Origin of the sequence: Bradyrhizobium frederickii (assembly GCF_004570865.1) — a bacterium.
Classification (GTDB): Bacteria; Pseudomonadota; Alphaproteobacteria; order Rhizobiales; family Xanthobacteraceae; genus Bradyrhizobium; species Bradyrhizobium frederickii.
In genome coordinates, this window is sequence record NZ_SPQS01000009.1 from 196,061 (window position 1) to 211,367 (window position 15,307).

The 15,307-nt window shown below is 63.4% G+C and carries 21 protein-coding genes; 14 read left to right on the top strand and 7 right to left on the bottom strand.

Annotated elements, in window-relative coordinates; translation table 11 throughout:
- The first annotated feature begins 330 nt into the window (after positions 1-330).
- Positions 331-636 (top strand): hypothetical protein, encoded by a 306-nt coding sequence (locus E4K64_RS17685; protein WP_135164659.1) that lies wholly within the window; start codon positions 331-333, stop codon positions 634-636.
- Positions 637-1,219: 583 nt separating this feature from the next.
- Here E4K64_RS17685 and E4K64_RS17690 read toward each other — a convergent pair.
- Positions 1,220-2,404 carry an HWE histidine kinase domain-containing protein gene (locus E4K64_RS17690; protein WP_135164660.1) on the bottom strand — a complete coding sequence of 395 codons (1,185 nt, stop codon included), beginning with the start codon at positions 2,402-2,404 and terminating at the stop codon, positions 1,220-1,222.
- A 205-nt stretch (positions 2,405-2,609) separates the two neighbouring features.
- A complete protein-coding gene (locus E4K64_RS17695) occupies positions 2,610-2,861 on the bottom strand; it encodes a hypothetical protein (protein WP_135164661.1) in 252 nt (83 codons plus the stop codon).
- Between the two features lie 140 nt (positions 2,862-3,001).
- On the opposite strand from E4K64_RS17695, the gene E4K64_RS40365 reads away from it, so the two are divergent.
- The 6 genes from E4K64_RS40365 to E4K64_RS17715 all read left to right on the top strand — a co-directional run bounded on the left by E4K64_RS40365 (position 3,002) and on the right by E4K64_RS17715 (position 6,531).
- Complete coding sequence (locus E4K64_RS40365) at positions 3,002-3,160, top strand: hypothetical protein (RefSeq protein ID WP_164718904.1); 159 nt, start codon at positions 3,002-3,004, stop codon at positions 3,158-3,160.
- A gap of 217 nt (positions 3,161-3,377) precedes the next feature.
- Positions 3,378-3,782, top strand: coding sequence for a hypothetical protein (locus tag E4K64_RS17700; RefSeq protein WP_235884698.1), 405 nt, complete (start codon positions 3,378-3,380; stop codon positions 3,780-3,782).
- A gap of 68 nt (positions 3,783-3,850) precedes the next feature.
- The gene (locus E4K64_RS17705; RefSeq protein WP_135164663.1) at positions 3,851-4,873 is read left to right on the top strand and encodes an LLM class flavin-dependent oxidoreductase; all 1,023 of its coding nucleotides are present in this window, start codon (positions 3,851-3,853) and stop codon (positions 4,871-4,873) included.
- 100 nt (positions 4,874-4,973) lie between these two features.
- A complete protein-coding gene (locus tag E4K64_RS41145; protein ID WP_235884699.1) occupies positions 4,974-5,258 on the top strand; it encodes a DUF2846 domain-containing protein in 285 nt (94 codons plus the stop codon).
- A 12-nt stretch (positions 5,259-5,270) separates the two neighbouring features.
- Positions 5,271-5,435, top strand: a complete 165-nt coding sequence (locus tag E4K64_RS41150; RefSeq protein WP_235884700.1) for a hypothetical protein — start codon at positions 5,271-5,273, stop codon at positions 5,433-5,435.
- Positions 5,436-5,463: 28 nt separating this feature from the next.
- Complete coding sequence (locus E4K64_RS17715) at positions 5,464-6,531, top strand: M48 family metallopeptidase (protein ID WP_135164664.1); 1,068 nt, start codon at positions 5,464-5,466, stop codon at positions 6,529-6,531.
- Between the two features lie 66 nt (positions 6,532-6,597).
- Here E4K64_RS17715 and E4K64_RS17720 read toward each other — a convergent pair whose 3' ends face one another.
- The gene (locus E4K64_RS17720; RefSeq protein WP_135164665.1) at positions 6,598-8,361 is read right to left on the bottom strand and encodes a phospholipase D-like domain-containing protein; all 1,764 of its coding nucleotides are present in this window, start codon (positions 8,359-8,361) and stop codon (positions 6,598-6,600) included.
- 155 nt (positions 8,362-8,516) lie between these two features.
- Between E4K64_RS17720 and E4K64_RS17725 the strand changes: the two genes are divergently transcribed.
- From E4K64_RS17725 to E4K64_RS17750, 6 genes are all read left to right on the top strand, one after another.
- Complete coding sequence (locus tag E4K64_RS17725) at positions 8,517-8,915, top strand: VOC family protein (protein WP_135164666.1); 399 nt, start codon at positions 8,517-8,519, stop codon at positions 8,913-8,915.
- Positions 8,916-9,227: 312 nt separating this feature from the next.
- Entirely contained in the window at positions 9,228-9,572 is a 345-nt protein-coding gene (locus tag E4K64_RS17730) for a DUF1236 domain-containing protein (RefSeq protein ID WP_135164667.1), read from the top strand.
- 93 nt (positions 9,573-9,665) lie between these two features.
- Positions 9,666-10,049: a hypothetical protein gene (locus tag E4K64_RS17735; RefSeq protein WP_135164668.1), complete on the top strand. Its 384-nt coding sequence runs from the start codon at positions 9,666-9,668 to the stop codon at positions 10,047-10,049.
- A 224-nt stretch (positions 10,050-10,273) separates the two neighbouring features.
- The gene (locus tag E4K64_RS17740; RefSeq protein ID WP_135164669.1) at positions 10,274-10,807 is read left to right on the top strand and encodes a hypothetical protein; all 534 of its coding nucleotides are present in this window, start codon (positions 10,274-10,276) and stop codon (positions 10,805-10,807) included.
- Positions 10,808-10,863: 56 nt separating this feature from the next.
- Positions 10,864-11,217 carry a hypothetical protein gene (locus E4K64_RS17745; protein WP_135164670.1) on the top strand — a complete coding sequence of 118 codons (354 nt, stop codon included), beginning with the start codon at positions 10,864-10,866 and terminating at the stop codon, positions 11,215-11,217.
- Positions 11,218-11,239: 22 nt separating this feature from the next.
- Positions 11,240-11,668, top strand: coding sequence for a hypothetical protein (locus E4K64_RS17750; protein ID WP_135164671.1), 429 nt, complete (start codon positions 11,240-11,242; stop codon positions 11,666-11,668).
- A 57-nt stretch (positions 11,669-11,725) separates the two neighbouring features.
- On the opposite strand, the gene E4K64_RS17755 is transcribed toward E4K64_RS17750, so the two are convergent.
- Positions 11,726-12,145, bottom strand: coding sequence for a hypothetical protein (locus E4K64_RS17755; protein ID WP_430642511.1), 420 nt, complete (start codon positions 12,143-12,145; stop codon positions 11,726-11,728).
- A 49-nt stretch (positions 12,146-12,194) separates the two neighbouring features.
- Positions 12,195-12,365, bottom strand: coding sequence for a hypothetical protein (locus tag E4K64_RS17760; RefSeq protein ID WP_430642507.1), 171 nt, complete (start codon positions 12,363-12,365; stop codon positions 12,195-12,197).
- Between E4K64_RS17760 and E4K64_RS40370 the strand changes: the two genes are divergently transcribed.
- Positions 12,364-12,540, top strand: coding sequence for a hypothetical protein (locus E4K64_RS40370; protein WP_167772060.1), 177 nt, complete (start codon positions 12,364-12,366; stop codon positions 12,538-12,540). The genes E4K64_RS17760 and E4K64_RS40370 overlap by 2 nt on opposite strands.
- Here the strand turns inward: E4K64_RS40370 and E4K64_RS17765 are convergent.
- Both E4K64_RS17765 and E4K64_RS17770 read right to left on the bottom strand, forming a co-directional pair.
- Entirely contained in the window at positions 12,522-14,081 is a 1,560-nt protein-coding gene (locus E4K64_RS17765; protein ID WP_135164674.1) for a hypothetical protein, read from the bottom strand. The two genes, E4K64_RS40370 and E4K64_RS17765, sit on opposite strands and share 19 nt — an antisense overlap.
- An 80-nt stretch (positions 14,082-14,161) precedes the next feature.
- Complete coding sequence (locus E4K64_RS17770) at positions 14,162-15,307, bottom strand: glycoside hydrolase family 5 protein (protein ID WP_135164675.1); 1,146 nt, start codon at positions 15,305-15,307, stop codon at positions 14,162-14,164.

Below are 15,307 nucleotides of genomic sequence, written 5' to 3' on the forward strand. Positions count from 1 at the left end.
GCCGCGTGCAAACGTTCCTGCGAGATTCGTCGCAGGTTTCCGCAGACGCGAGCGCCTTTCTCGCAGCGTAAACAGGCCGAAGCGAGAACGCTTAGGCGATGAATGCAATGCAGGATGCATTGCGCGATCCGATGCACCTGGTGAAGCGACGCGGCGAGAGCTTACGTCGGGATATGAACCGATTGCGTGCGCCTCCTGCGGCGAGAGGCGCCGAGCGTGGCGAGCAAATTCATTCCGCGGAAGGGTTTCTTCCTGCGCTCGCGGAACCATCGTTCCGCGAGTCTATTGGCTCACTGACACAAGCTTCTTTCTTCTTTTGGGAGATACATCATGAGAATTCTCACAGTTTTAGCAGCCGCAGCCAGTACGCTTATCGTGACCGCGGCATCGGCAGCCCCGCTTTCCCTCGGCACACCGCCCACGCCGGAGAGCAGCCTTCAGAATGTTCGCATGGTCTGCAACGAAGACGGACGGTGCTGGCGCGAACGTAGCGAAAGGCGCGTCATCATCCGCGAAGGGCGCGATGCCTACGGATATGCACCACGTGAGCGCTACATCGAGCGGCGTGGCTATGAAGACCGCGGCGGCGTCGGCATCCGCGCGCCCGGCGTGAGCGTCGGGATCGGCACCTACTGAGAGACGAAGCCAGCCGATGCAAGAGGTCGCGGTGCAATCCGCGGCCTTTTTTGTCGAATTTTCGGGCGATCGCCAGAGGCAACGCGCCGAAAGGCCGATGCATAGACAGCATCAACCACCTAAATTGTCGCGCTGCTCTGGCTATTCCGGGCATGGAACGCCATATCACCGATATCACCGCACGCCCCTCGGCTGTCATCGGTGACTGAGAGCGTCAGGCTCCCGCCGCGACCAAGAGGCGGTCAACATGTCACGAATCTTCCCGTCCATCATCAACGAGTGGCTCGTTCCGCACGTGCTGCGACCGATCTATTTCGTGCTGCCGATCGCCTTTGCGATGCTGCTTCAATGGTAGATCACCGCGACGGACCCGCAAAATCTGCTCAGGCCGACAAGCGGCACCGCCAGGCGGCGCCGGCTCAGCCGTCCCTGGCTTGCAAGCTGGACGTCAAGGCATCGGACGCTCGCGACAGAGCCCGGAACATGCCGCTCGGCGAGGAGCGAGCAGAGGCGACGCAAGAGGCTATGATCCTCGAGAACGCCGCGGACATGCTCAGGCATTTCGGCACGCGGGCCAGCTGACTCACGCGACCGCGGCGATCGAGCCGAGCGGCACGTCCAGCGCGTAAACGAATCCGCCCCGTTCATATGCGAGGCTCACCTGCCCGGTCAGTTGCTGGCCCAGAGACCCCATCATCCGGGTGCCGAAGCTCCGCCGTGTGGGGGGCTCGACCGGGGGACCGCCCCTTTCAGTCCAGACCAGGCGAAGCCTCTGCTTCAACTCATCGATCGCCCACGAAATCTCGACGCGGCCTGTCGGGACGGACAGCGCGCCGAACTTGGTGGTGTTGGTGCACAGCTCGTTCAACGTCATCGCAAGCGCAATGACGGCGACGGAGGTAATCCTGATATCCGGTCCGTTGAAGTGGAAGCGTCTGCCGCCCTGACTGTCGTAGGGCTCCGTTGCGCTGCTCAGCGTGTGGGTCAGGCTCGCATCGGCCCAACTCACCTGCATCAGCAGATCATGGGCTCGCCCCAATGCGAGCAGCCTGCCCTCCATGGCCTTCTGTCCGTGCTCGATACTCGGTGCTCCGCGGAAGCTCTGGGATGCGATCGCACTCACCATGGCAAGCGTATTCTTGACGCGATGATGAAGCTCGCCGAGGATCAGCTTCTGCAATTTGTCGGCGGCACTGCGCTGCTCGGCATCGATGCCGGCCTGAATGATCAGGGCCCGCGCGTCGATCTCGGCCTGTTCGAGCAGCAAGCGAAGGCTGTCGTTCTCGGCAGACAGAGAAACCTCCTGCTCCGACCGGGAGGGGGAGGCGCGCGCGGCGTCGGACGCGCCATCGAGCGTCCAATCGCCTGCCGTCGGAACGATCTGCAAAGCACCCGCGCCCACCATGGTCTTAAGCTCGGTGATCATTTGCTCGACACCGAGCGGTTTACCGAAAAATCTGCTGTTCGCCGGCCGTTCCGCCTCGGACGGCTTGACCTGGCCGGACACCAGAATGATCTTGATCAAGGGCCAGCGCTCGTGCACCGCATGGGCGAGCTTGAGGCCGTCGATACTTCCCGGCATTTGAATGTCGGTCAGCAGCAGCGAGATGTCCGATCGGGACTCCAGAACCGAGATTGCCTCGTCGGCATTGATCGCCTCGATGGGACAGAGCCCGGCATCCTCCACGATGTCGACCGCACGCATCCGCAGGATCATCTCGTCCTCCACGATGAGAACATTCGGCACCTGGGTTGGCTCTATCGACATGGTGATCTCGCTCTCTCTCGGTGGCCGAGGGAGTCTCGGCACCCGCGAATGCTCGTAAACCGATTGCCCCGGACCGACGCCGCGCCCATTGCTGCGCTTTTCGAGCGAAGAAGGCCAGCCAATTCGCCGCGTCTGCGGTGCCTCGACTCAGCGCAGCTGGGGTGTGGGCTGATCCCTCAAGCGAGCGGATTGAACGAGGACCGAACTATCGCCGGGCAGTCACAAGGCGAGCTTCGTGGATCTTCGTTCCAGAGCCGGCGTGGCGCAAACAGGATGTGGGAAAGTCCGGCCAGACCTGTGCCGAGCAATCCGGGAAAGCTGCTCGGATTTCGAGCCGGTCGCCTTTGGCCAGCGCCACGAGCTCGTCCGCCTGCACTTTTGGAGCAAAAGGCGGCAAAGCGATCACCGCCGCTCCGAGGAGCATGAAGATCGCGAGGGATGACAGGGATCTCACCATTTTGCTCTGCTGACTTCTGGTCTTCGATCCCGCCACGGTCGAGGATCCGCCAGGACAACAACCATAACGTGATATCGTTCCACGCAATAGATTTGAACCATTGGCCCTGCCAATCGTCTTCCTCCCTGGAGGAAGAACACATGATGGAAGACCAACTCGCCCGCCAAGAGCAGGTCGCTTTTCGTTTAGAACAATCCAGACGTCTGCTGCGAGGCGCGAAAGATCCCACGACCACGCAGCGCATTGGCAGGCTGATCGGCGACCTGGAGCGAGAGCAAGCGGAAGAAAACGAAAAGTGAGCCGCCGCCGCCGGTCGCAAACGCACCCCAACCGACATCTGATCACCGCCGTTAACCCTGTCGGCAAATGATTCGCCGCAGGCCGCCAGCCGCCGGCAAAGCTGCCTTATTGGCGCGGAGAATGCTCAGCGGCGCTAACTGAGGTTAGAGGCGCGTTATGCTGAGAATGGCGTTGTTGGGCCTCGTCATCCTGTTGAGCGTGGGAATGCTCTCGGCAATGGAACTGAGCGCCCCACCGCGTCGCGCGGTCGCGATCGTCCAGCCGCCGGCCGAGCAGAGCGCGCGCATCTCTGCTTCGCATGATGCGCTGGCGAAGGCCGATCGCCTCGAAATTGCCGCGGCGGGCGGCGCGATGCCGGCGGAGGCAGCTTCGGGCGAAAGCCCCGTTGCTCCCCAAGACGTCCATGTCGGTTCATCCGCGCCGGCACCGATCGTCCGTCCTCGGCACGATGCGAAAACGAAAGCGACCGCCGAACGTCCCAAGCCGAAGCCAAAGGTGACCGTCGTCAAGCGAACCGCCAATGTTCAGCGTGCAAGAGCCGCCGGCGAGACCGAGCCCTGCCGGCTCAAGGCGTTCGGCGGCCTGCTCAAGGCGCTGAATTTGACCGGTTGCGAAATCTGAGGACTCCACAGGCATTTTCCCTGGCCTGACGTCTCGCAAACTCTTCCGATCATCCCTAAATTGCCCGCATGAAAAAGATCGGATTCCTCTCCTTCGGGCATTGGACGCCCTCGCCGCAATCGCAGACCCGCTCCGCCAGCGACACGCTGCTGCAATCGATCGAGCTTGCCGTCGCGGCCGAGCAGTTAGGGGCCGACGGCGCCTATTTCCGCGTGCATCATTTCGCCCGGCAGCTCGCATCGCCCTTTCCATTGCTCGCGGCCGTCGGTGCCAGGACGAGCCGCATCGAGATCGGCACGGCCGTGATCGACATGCGCTACGAGAACCCGCTCTACATGGTGGAGGACGCCGGAAGCGCCGACCTCATCGCCGGCGGCCGGCTGCAGCTCGGCATCAGCCGCGGCTCGCCCGAGCAGGTGATCGACGGCTGGCGCTACTTTGGTTATCGCCCGGCCGAAGGCCAGAGCGATGCCGATATGGGACGGCGCCATGCCGAGGTGTTCCTCGACCTCTTGCGCGGCGAAGGATTTGCCGAGCCCAATCCGCGGCCGATGTTTCCCAACCCGCCGGGCCTGTTGCGTCTGGAGCCGCATGCGCAGGGCCTGCGCGAGCGGATCTGGTGGGGCGCCGGCTCGAACGCGACGGCGGTGTGGGCGGCCAAGCTCGGCATGAACCTGCAGAGCTCGACGCTGAAGAACGACGAGACCGGCGAAGCCTTCCATGTGCAGCAGGCGGCGCAAATCCGTAGCTTTCGCGCGGCGTGGAAGGAAGCCGGCCACGCCCGCGAGCCCCGCGTGTCCGTCAGCCGCAGCATCTTCGCGCTGATGAACGATCGCGACCGCGCCTATTTCGGCGCGGAGCGCGGCGGCGAGGACCAGATCGGCTTCATCGATCCGCAGACCCGCGCCATCTTCGGCCGGAGCTATGCGGCCGAGCCGGACGTGCTGGTCGAGCAGTTGCGGCAGGACGAAGCGATCGCGGAGGCGGACACGCTGCTGTTGACGATCCCGAACCAGCTCGGCGTCGATTACTGCGCGCATGCGATCGAGGCTATCCTGAAGCACGTCGCGCCGGCGCTGGGGTGGCGGTGACATGAGCTGGCGCGGCACGACCAGAAGTCGCGATTGACTTCGCGCACCACCCCCGCCAATGATCCCCCCGGGGACTGTTGGACTGAATCAGGGGGTTGGAATGGGCTTGCGTCCGGGGATCTTCGTTGCGGCTTTCTTGCTTGCGGGGTGTGCGTCAGGGCCGATGGGCAGCACGGCTCTGACAGATAACGTCAAGGCAAATAATGCGCGGCTGGTGGTCTATCGCTCATCCGCCCTGGGTTTCGCGATCCAGCCAAGCTATTCGGTCGACGGACGCTCCGTTGGAGGCAGTCAGGCTGCGGGTTTCCTGGCCTGCGACCTGCCTCCGGGCCGCCACGAGGTTGCGGTCAATAATCTTCCGCTGAGCAGCAATCTGTTCGGGTAGGGAAGCGAGAAGGTGAGCGTCGATCTGCGCGCCGGCAGCACCACCTATCTCTCCGCCCAGCCGCAGATGGGAATCATCACGCCCGGTGCAATCACGTTGATTCAGGTCACGGAAAGCCAGGGCCGTGCCGACGTCGCCAGCTTGCATCAGAGCAACAGCTCGTGCGGCAAGGCATGATCTGAGGCGCTGCGCTGCCGACACGCGGATGAAACGCCTCGTCCTGCAAATCATCCTCCGCCTTGGCCGCTATGCGGTCCTTCCCGTCGTCGCGCTGGCCTGCACGATCCTCGCCAGCTGGCTGATGATCATGGACCGGTACACGATTGCGGCGCTGGCCACGGCACCGATCGTGTTCACAATCTTCATGGCCGCGATGGCTCTCGCCATCGGGCTCCTGTTCCTGCCTTCGCGCAAGCATCGCAGCTTCGAGGCCGACGAGGAGACTGCCCCGGGGCTATGGGCCGTATGGAAGGAGCTCGATCGCAGCTTTGTCCGATCGAACCGCACTCTGCTGGTCGACACCGATTTCAACGCTTCGATCTCGGAAACGAGCCGGTATGCCGGATTGTTCGGGCAGCACGTCACGATGACCGTTGGTCTGCCATTGTTGATGATCCTGGATCAGCGGGCGGTTCGTGCCGTTATCGCTCATGAAGTGGCGCACGCCCGGCTTCGGCACACTTCGGGAGGCACCAACCTTGCGGACTTCATGACGGCAGCGGAGAACGTTTTCTTCTACGCCGATCCGGAGCAGACCGTTACCGGATATATTGTCCGCATCCTCCTCCATTCCCTGCTCGAAAGGCTCGAGAAGGAATACCGCGCGTTGTCGCGGGAGAACGAGCTTGCCGCCGATCTCGAAGCGGCCGAGCAGGTTGGACGCGGGGAGATGGCACGCGCGCTGGTGATGGTGGAGGTTTTTGGAACACGTCTGATCGATCTCATATTCGCCCCGCTGCAGAAGGAGGTGCTCGGCGCAATCAAGGCGCCATCACCGCCGTTCGCGCGAATCTCGGATCAGATCGCAACCATAAGAGCGCCCGGCCCCATGACCGCCGCCAGTCTGGGCCGCGAGCACGATCCCGACTCCACGCATCCGCCTTTGGGCCAGCGGCTGGCGAGCCTCGGATACACCGACATATCCGACGTCGGCGAGATCCAAGCGTCCGCAATTGACCAGCTTCTCTCACCAAACGCTGCCAACGAACTCGCCTTGCGATTCGATGAGGAATGGCGGAAGAAGGTCCAGGATTGGGTCAGCGTCGGCAGATGAACGTGCGGGATCACGTGCAAACGACAACCCAATGCGCGGTGACGATTCATCGATATCCATCGCGCCTCAGGCGAACAGCTCGCGGTCCCTCCTGCTGGTTGGATCGTCCCAGTCCTTCTGCCACCACGGCTTCTCAGAAGGCCGCTTGGGCGGCAACTGAAGCTCGAGCACCTTCCTGCTCTTGCCCCTTGCGTCTTCCCGGGCGGAGCGGAAACGGTAGTGATCGTAGATGCGCAATGCTTCGATCATGTAGCTGGTCGCGACCGTCCGATCCTTGATCAGCACCAGGTTCTCGCCATTGTCGGTATCGGCGGGCTCGGAGAAATTGTATGAGCCAAGATAAACACGTGCATCATCGGTATTGAAATCGAGCACGACGAATTTGTGGTGCATCCGGGTGCCCCGGTGCTGACCGCCACTGCCGGAAAGTCCCGACGGCTCCGTCCTGAACGGAGCCGGCACATTGCCGGTCAAGGCCGACGAACGAACGACGCGCTTCTTGTTGTCGGCCGTCAATACGGCGACGCCCAAATTCCCGTTCTTCACGCGCGCATCGGCGATGCCAAGCGCGAACACGCTCCTGCTCTTGATGGCCCGACCGAGGGCAGGACCGATCGGTCCATTTTTCATCTGACCCAGGAACGCCAAGGAAAAGAGAACACTGGATTTCGCCTTGGCTATGTCCTTGCCCACGACTGGCAGGAGCCCGTTCTCCTCGGTGTGCGGTGAAAAGGCGACCTTTCCATCGAGACCGCGCACACCCAGATCGCGCCAGCCCTTCGCCACCTTTGAATCGCGAAAGTCGCCCGCGGCTTCCGCCGAAAAATAGTTCTCAAAAACCTCGAAGTAATCGTCGACGGCATCCTTGCTGTTGACGATGACGGCATTGTTCGACTGCACGTAGAACCCGCGCCAGCTCATGTTGGTGGAGCCGTAGACGACCTTATGCACGCCCTTGCCGGAAACCGCGATGGACTTATGGTGCTGCAGGTCCGCCATGTGTTGGCGCTTGACATTGCCGGCCCCCGCCGTTTTGCGCAGGCGCCTCTCGGCGACGCTCTCGGGCGAATCCTTGGCCTTGTGCCCGCCGCCTTTTGCCGTCGAATCGTCGATGATGACCTTGAGCCTTTTTCCAAGCCTTTCAAGGCGGGTCAGGATTTCGGGCATGTTGAAGTCGTAAGCGATGACGCGAACATCGGCCTTGGCGGCGATCGCCTCATCCAACACGTCGAGGATCGACGCACGCGCTTCGAAGCCCATCCACTTGTAGGCCTCCTCGGCCTTCTTGTTCGTGGGCTTGAAAGTCAAACCATCCTTCGCATCGTCGGGAATGAGACTGCCGAGCTTGCGGTCAGGCGCGAACTTCTCGACAAAGGATTGCGAGGACACATAGCCGCGGGTGAAAGCGACGTTCAGCTTGCCAGGAATGGTTTCGCGCATCAGGGCGATCGAGGCTTCCTGCGGTTCGCCTCGACTGAGCGTTCCCAACTTGTCCATGAACATGGGTGTCACGCGATAGAGAAATTGTCCGTCCTTGTCGGCGTGCCAGGGGAAATGCACCCAGCGGAATTTCTGGATCGGCGCAACCGTGCTCGGGAGCAGCGGGTCGCTCGGCTTCTTGCGTTGACCGGGAAAGCCGATGCGATTGGGCACCGGCCAAAATCGGTCGGCCTTCGGCTCCTTGTACTCGATCGCAAAGCCGACGAAGTCGCGCGGTGGCTTGCCCTGTCGCCAATTCATCGCGAGCAGCAACATCCCGTCGCCGCGATGAATCTTCAGGGTGAACGGCGCGTTGGCGTTAGTGCCGGTGACCTGATAGGAATTCTTCATTCGGCTCCCCCTGAAGCCTGGGAGGCAGATCCTATCAACACAATTCCTGATTGCAAGCGAGCGATGCCTGGCGCAGAAGGGGCGACGCCGGCCGGGCCGATGTCATGCTATCCCGGCCTTCCTGACGAACTAGCCGCCATCAGCCGGATCGCGCGATGAATCAGCATCTATCCCTCGTCAGTCTCGTGGTCGCGGACTATGACGAAGCGATTGCCTTCTTCACGCATGCTCTGAATTTCGAGCTTTGCGAGGACACGCCGCTCGGTGGCGGCAAGCGCTGGGTGGTCGTGCGGCCGCGGGGCCAACTTGGTTCTGGCCTGCTCCTGGCGCGGGCGGACGGTCCGGCGCAGAAGTCGCGCATCGGCGACCAGACCGGCGGGCGCGTCTTCCTGTTTCTGGAAACGGATGATTTCGAGCGCGACCATGCGCGCATGATCGCCGCCGGCGTGCGTTTCGTCGCGGCGCCACGGCATGAGGCCTATGGCATCGTGGCGGTTTTCGAGGATCTCTGCGGCAACCGCTGGGACCTGATCCAGTCCATCAAACGCAGTTGATTGACGAGCTGCCTGCCTCGCCGCTTCACGCCGGCGCCGCACACCGACGATCTTGCAGCCGCCCCGGCTTCCTTCGTCACCGAAGCCGGGGCCTTCGCATTCAGTGCATGTGGCCGATGAGATAGATGCCGCCGCCGACGACCAGGATGGCGGGCACGGCCCAGAGAATCAATACCGGCATTTTCCTCTCCTCCAATCAGCTGCTCCCGGGGACGCAACGGGAAAAAACGGCAAACGTTCCGCCGCAAACGGAACAGGCCGGCGGATGGCGAGTTCATCGCAGCGCCGCATACAGCGGCGAGGGAGAATGCGATGAAGAAATTCATGCTGATATCGGCCGCCGCCCTGCTCGTGTCGACCAGCGCGATGGCGCAGACCACAGTGACCACGACGACCGGCGCCGGTCATGGCGCGACCGTGCAGATCGAACCGGAATATCGCACCAAGATCCGGTCCTACGTCACCGAACACAAGATCCGCCCGGTCGAAACGCGCGAGAAGATCGTGGTTGGCTCGCCGGTACCGCGCGACGTCGAACTCGTGGCCGTTCCGAGCGACTGGGGCCCGTCGCTCACCAAATATCGTTACGTCTATTCGGGCAGCCACGTGATGCTGGTCGATCCCGAGACCCGCATGGTCGTCCAGCAGGTGGACTAACGCCGCCGCGGCGGGCCGTGGAGGAGCGGCCCGCCGTGCATTTCCAATTGCTTCATTGCCCGGTGGCGCCTGATGCCGATCGTTCGATATGTCATGTTTGCGAGCTGCTTCATCCTGGCTTTGTTGTTCGCACTCGATCGCTCTCTGCCACCGCTCGTCGAGCTTTCTACAGGGCCCGATGTCGATCGCAGCATCATTCGCATCCACTCGGCGCGCGCCTGGCCCGAGAAGATCGTCTTCGACACGTCCACCCAGATCGCGACCGCCGTCTCCTCGCCCTTGCTCGCGACCGAGCGGCAAGCCGATCATGCCAGCCAAGCGTTTGCGATGGCGACGCCGGAGAAGCCGGACATGAAAATCATGGCCGCATCTCAGCCCAACGCTGTTCGCGCAACCAGCCTTCGCTCGAAGCGGACAGCGCGTACGGAGTCTTCACACCGGTTCAACGATCGTCAGGTGATGGTCGGGGCGTTCTGACAGAAGCAGGACTCGGTAGAGGGCGCACAACGCGCACACTCGCGGTCGCGCACATGAACAATGAATGAATGAAAGCGCTGCCCGGCCCTCGCGCCGAGGAACTTCGCATGGCTGCTGATTCATTGCGTCAGCATGTCCGACATGAGGAACGTTTGCGCGATTGCCAATTTATCCCGAGCCTAATTTGGCAATCTGTTTTTTGGAAAACCCTGGAGGAGACAGAGATGAGGATCCTGAAACTTTCTGCGGCTGCGGCCGCGCTGCTCGCCGGAACGGCGCTCGCCGTGGCGCAATCGAGCTCGACGATCGGCACCGGCGGTTCGTCAGCGGGCGGCGGCACCAGCAGCTCGACGGTCGGTACCGGCGGCTCTTCCGCCGGCGGCAGCGGGTCGGGATCTGCCTCGACGCTCGGCACCGGCGGCTCGTCGGCCGGCGGCGGCACCAGCAGCTCGACCGTGGGCACCGGCGGCTCGGCGGCCGGCAGCGGCTCGGGCAGCGGCTCGGCCTCGACGCTCGGCACCGGTGGCTCATCGGTCGGCGGCGGCAAGAGCTCGTCCAGCGTGGGCACCGGCGGCTCTGCCGCAGGCAGTGGCTCCAATTCCGCATCGACCGTTGGCACCGGCGGCTCGTCGGCCGGCGGCGGCAAGAGCGGCTCGACGGTCGGCGCAGCCGGCTCGTCTGCGGGTCATGCCAGCGACACGGGCATGGAAAAGGGCAAGGGCCACAACAAGGACGAGTGGAAGAAGGACAAGAACTAGTCCGATCCCGGGAGCGGCCACGTGCCGCTCCCTTTCCATGTTGAGGAGGAGCCGCAATGAACAAGTCAATCGTTGCGATCATGGCGCTGACCTTGATGGGTAGCGCTGCATCGGCAGAAACTATGGAAAAGACTGGCAAGACGGCATCGGGCGAGACCTGCAAGGTCACGGTGGTGAAGCACGCGGACGGCAGCATCAGCGCGGCCGGCTCGTCGGGTTCGAGCACGACCGGATCGACGGCGTCGAGCGGTTCGCTGTCGAGCTCGAGCTCGGCCGGCGGATCGTCCGTGCATGTGCAGGCGGGCGGCGGCAACGTCTCCAGCTCCTCGTCGACGTCGGGCGGTCCTGGCACCACGAGCGCCAGCACCATCACCGTCAACGGCTGCACGATCTCGACCTCGTCACCTTAAGATACATCGAGAGGATTGAAACATGAGGACCTTGCTTACGACCTCGGCGGTCGCACTGCTGCTCGCCGCCACTTCACCGGCACTCGCCCAGAAAAGTATCACCGGCGGAAGCGCCGGCTCGGCCGCGACGGGCGGCACCTCGGCCTCGACGGTTGGCACCGGTGGTACGTCCACCTCGGCGACGGGCAGTACCGGCTCGTCGATCGCGGCCGGCGGCAGCGCCGCGGCCGTGAACGGCAAGACGCAGACCGGCGTCAGCATGAACAAGGGCAACGGGCCGGTGATGAATTCCAACGCCCGCGCGCAGGCCCATGAGGGCGGCACGTTCAGCCGCTCGCACACGCGGACCAAGGTCAAGGCCGGCGAACAGGTCGGTTCGACCACCAAGACTATGTCGCACGTGCCGGGCTCGAAGCCGACCATGTCGACCACGTCGACGACCGCACGGTAGAACAACCTCACCACCTGCCGCCCGAGCTTGCCCGGGCGGCGCTGGTCCTGCATCCGCTCAGTCGGCGCGCAGGCTGTGGCTGATCCGTGTAACGATGCGATCCCATTGCCGCTTCTCGGCCGCGGGATAATTGATCAGCACGCAGTGCACGTAGCCGCGAGAAAAGTTGCAACGGTTGTACCAGATCTTGTCGCGCTTGATGCTGGAGACCACGAAGAATCTCGGCGTGATCCGTTTGTAGATGATGCCGGACGGCGGCTCCTTCCTGGCGAGGAACTCAGCGGGCGGAAGACCCTCCCGGTTGGAAACGGCCTGGACGGTGAGATCGGCCCTGCCGTCGGAAGTGCGAAATTGCTGGCCGTAGCCATCGGGCTTGCCGGCCATCTCCGTGAAAACAGAGACGGGAACGTCGGCCGAGGTTCTTGTCTCGGGAATCCGATAGCTCGTCCAGCCGTCTGCATTCGCGTCAGAAAGCATCACAGACAGCGCAATGGCGGCAACAGGGATCGTCTTCATGTCGGCCTCATCATTTGCGCGGCGCCAGTTGCAGCTCCATCAGAGCGATCCGCTGCAAATTCCCGACGTCGCGCTCGCCCGCGCCAGCCGTACGCAGAATGGATTCCGCGAGCGCGTTGACGTGCGAGGCGTGCACGGGCTCGGGCAGTGTGGCAACCGCGGCTTCCAGGGCGGTCGTCATGATCTCGATCACCTCGGGAGAAAATTCGGCGTTGGAAAAGTTCTTCATCGCGCATCGGCCCTTGCTGCGGGCCGTCGGTCAACGCCAGGAAAAAGTGGAAGTTCCTGGATGGGCGCGCGCCCAAACCAAGTCGAGCGGGGCGGCCGGCGTGCCGCGCTACGTCGCTGGCTGGTAGCGCGTGAGATGCTCGAATTCCGCGTCCTCGCGCGCGACGCTCTGCATTCTCGCATGGCTGCCGATGACGAGACCGGCGAGCGAGAGCATGAGTCCAAGCGCGAGCGGCGCGAACAAGGCCTCTTCCTGGAACAATCCGTTGAGCAGCACGACCATGACGCCGAAGCCGGCGAGACCCTGCGTCAGATAGCCTGACGAGGCGTAGAGACGCCAGGCCTTGAGCGCCACCGCGAGATAGAAGCCTAGCGGCACGAAGGCGGCGATCCCCATCTGGTACAGCAGCACGCCGATCGCGCTTTCGACCGCGCCATCGATCGTTCCGGCCGCCTGCGCCGCGCCCCAGTCGATGGAGAAATAGCTGTCCGACAAATTGCCGCCGACGCCGAGACCGCGGCCGAACGGTTTCTCCAGGAATCCGTTGAGGCCCCCCATCAGGCCAATGACGTGATAGTCGCCGATCTGCAGGCCGACGCGGATCGCCAGAATCGCAAAGGCGAACAGGCCCAGGAAGCCGAGCAGCAGCGTCACCACGGCACCGAGCAGCCGGGTCGAGATCCAGGCCGCGACCACGAAGACCATCACAATGAGCGCACCCTTCACGCTGCAAAGGACCAGCAGCGGCAACGCCGCAAGCGCCAGCAGCGGCCGTCCCACCGAGAACAGGAACAGGGCCAGAAAGCCGATCCCGTAGGCGAAGCTGATCGGGTGCATGTTCGGGCCGTGGATGCGCAGCATCTTCGACAAGCCGAACCCTTCGAGCAGAGGCGTGTTCAGGAAGTCGAACCTAAAGCGATCCTTGAGGTCGACCGGCACGTTTCCGGTGGCCCGCATCTCGGCCTCCCAGACGCCCGAATGGGTCGCCTTGAGCTCGTCGAAACCCCAGAATGTATAGCCGTTGGTGATGGCCAGCCAGAAATCCCGGAATGCAAATTCGATATAGCCGCACGAGATGAGAACGACCGCGACCGTCACCAGGAACGGCGTGATGCGCACCTCGTAGGTCGCGGCCGTCAGCAGCGACAGCTGGAACAGGAACAGCGGAAGCACGATGTTGCGCAGATAGACCGCGGCCGGCTGCCCGTTCTGGCTGAACCCGACCGCGAAATACAGCGACACCACGGCGAGGGTGACGACACCCCAGCGCATGATCTGGTTCACCTCGGCCGATTGATTCCTCCGGCCCAGCACGTAGAGCCCGAACGTCGCCAGCCACATCACGGAGCAGACGAGGAAATTGTAGCCCTTGATGAAATCGAGATCGGACGGCAGCGGCACCAGCGGCGACAGGATCGAGGCGAACAGGTTCTGGAAGAACAGGACGAAGATCGCGACGGCCGGCGCATAGGTCGGGACCACGACGACGATGGCGATGCCGACGAGCACCTCGACGGCAATGGCGAGGATCGGATCGGCGAGGTGCAGGATCGGAGCAGAGCCGATCGTTGCCACGGCCAGGCAGAAGATCAGGACCAGCTCGCGCCAGGCCGGCGGCGTTGGGCCGGCCTGCACGGTCTCAACCTGCGGTGAATCCCCGGCGCTCATCGATCGTCCCTTGGCATCGCGCGGCGAGCACGATAGCGGGGCGATGTGTAAGGATTCGTTAACGATAGCGGACCGCGCTGTCAGCGGCGGCCAGGCCGGGTCGCGCCGCCGAGCAATGCCCGCATCACGTCGGGATCGGGCCTGCCGGTGTTGCGGTCGACGAGGCCAAAGCCCTGCGCCAGCTCCCAATGCGTCCAGCCCCAGCAATGGTCGCGGGCGTAAGCGGTGACCTCCGCCAGCCAGCGCAACCGGCTCGCTCTTGGCGCGCCGGCCTTCAGCACGCCGAATTCGTTGACGATGATCGGCCGCGCGAATTGCTGCTGCCATTGCAGCGCGGGCGCAAGCCAGCGATCGGCCCCCGGCTTGTCCTTGGCGGCGGCAATGGCGACGTCGAGCATGCCGAGCGCCTTGGTCGCGCCCCTCAGCTGCAGATCCTGGCGCAGGGCCTGAATTTTGGGGTCGCCGGAATTGATCGGATAAGGCAGATCGATGATGTCGTGCAGCGGATCCTGCCCATCCCAATGGGCCTGATGGGTGAACACCATCGGATCATAGAAGTGGATGGCATAGACGACGTCAGGGTCGGGCAGCGGACGGAATCGCGGCAGCGAGTCCGCGCGCTGCCAGTTGACCGGACCGACGACGAGGGTATTGGCGGGAAGCAATTTGCGGACGAAGGCGGCGAGCGCCTCGACCTCGGTCTGCCATTTGTCGGCGTCGATATCGGGCTCGTTGAGCAGCTCGGCGAAAACGCGATCGGCCGGAAAGGATCGAATGACCTCGGCAAGGCCGCTCCAGGCCTCCTGCATCTGACGCAGCGCCGCGCCCTGATCTTCCTTGTGCAGGCGGTTGAAGCGATCGCCGGGATGAAGATCGACGGAGATGGCGTAGCCCAGCGCGGTGAGCTGCTTCAGCGCCTTGTCGAGCACGCGCAGCGTCGCCTCGCGCTCGTCCTTCGAGGCGAAACCAGGCATCACGCGCTCTGCCGGCACCGGCAGCCGGACATGGCTCATTCCCGCCCTGCGCAGCTGCTGCAACAACTCGCGGCTCGGGGCTGCACCGTTGATCCAGCCGTCGGCATTGAAGCCGCGAGACAATGCGGCGAGCCTGCCAGGTGCGACCGTCTGCGGCACGGGCACACAATCGCTGGCGAAGACCGGGGAGCCGAATGAGATCGACAGCGACAGCATCGCTCCGGCCAGCAGCCGACCGCACGAGCCTGCCAT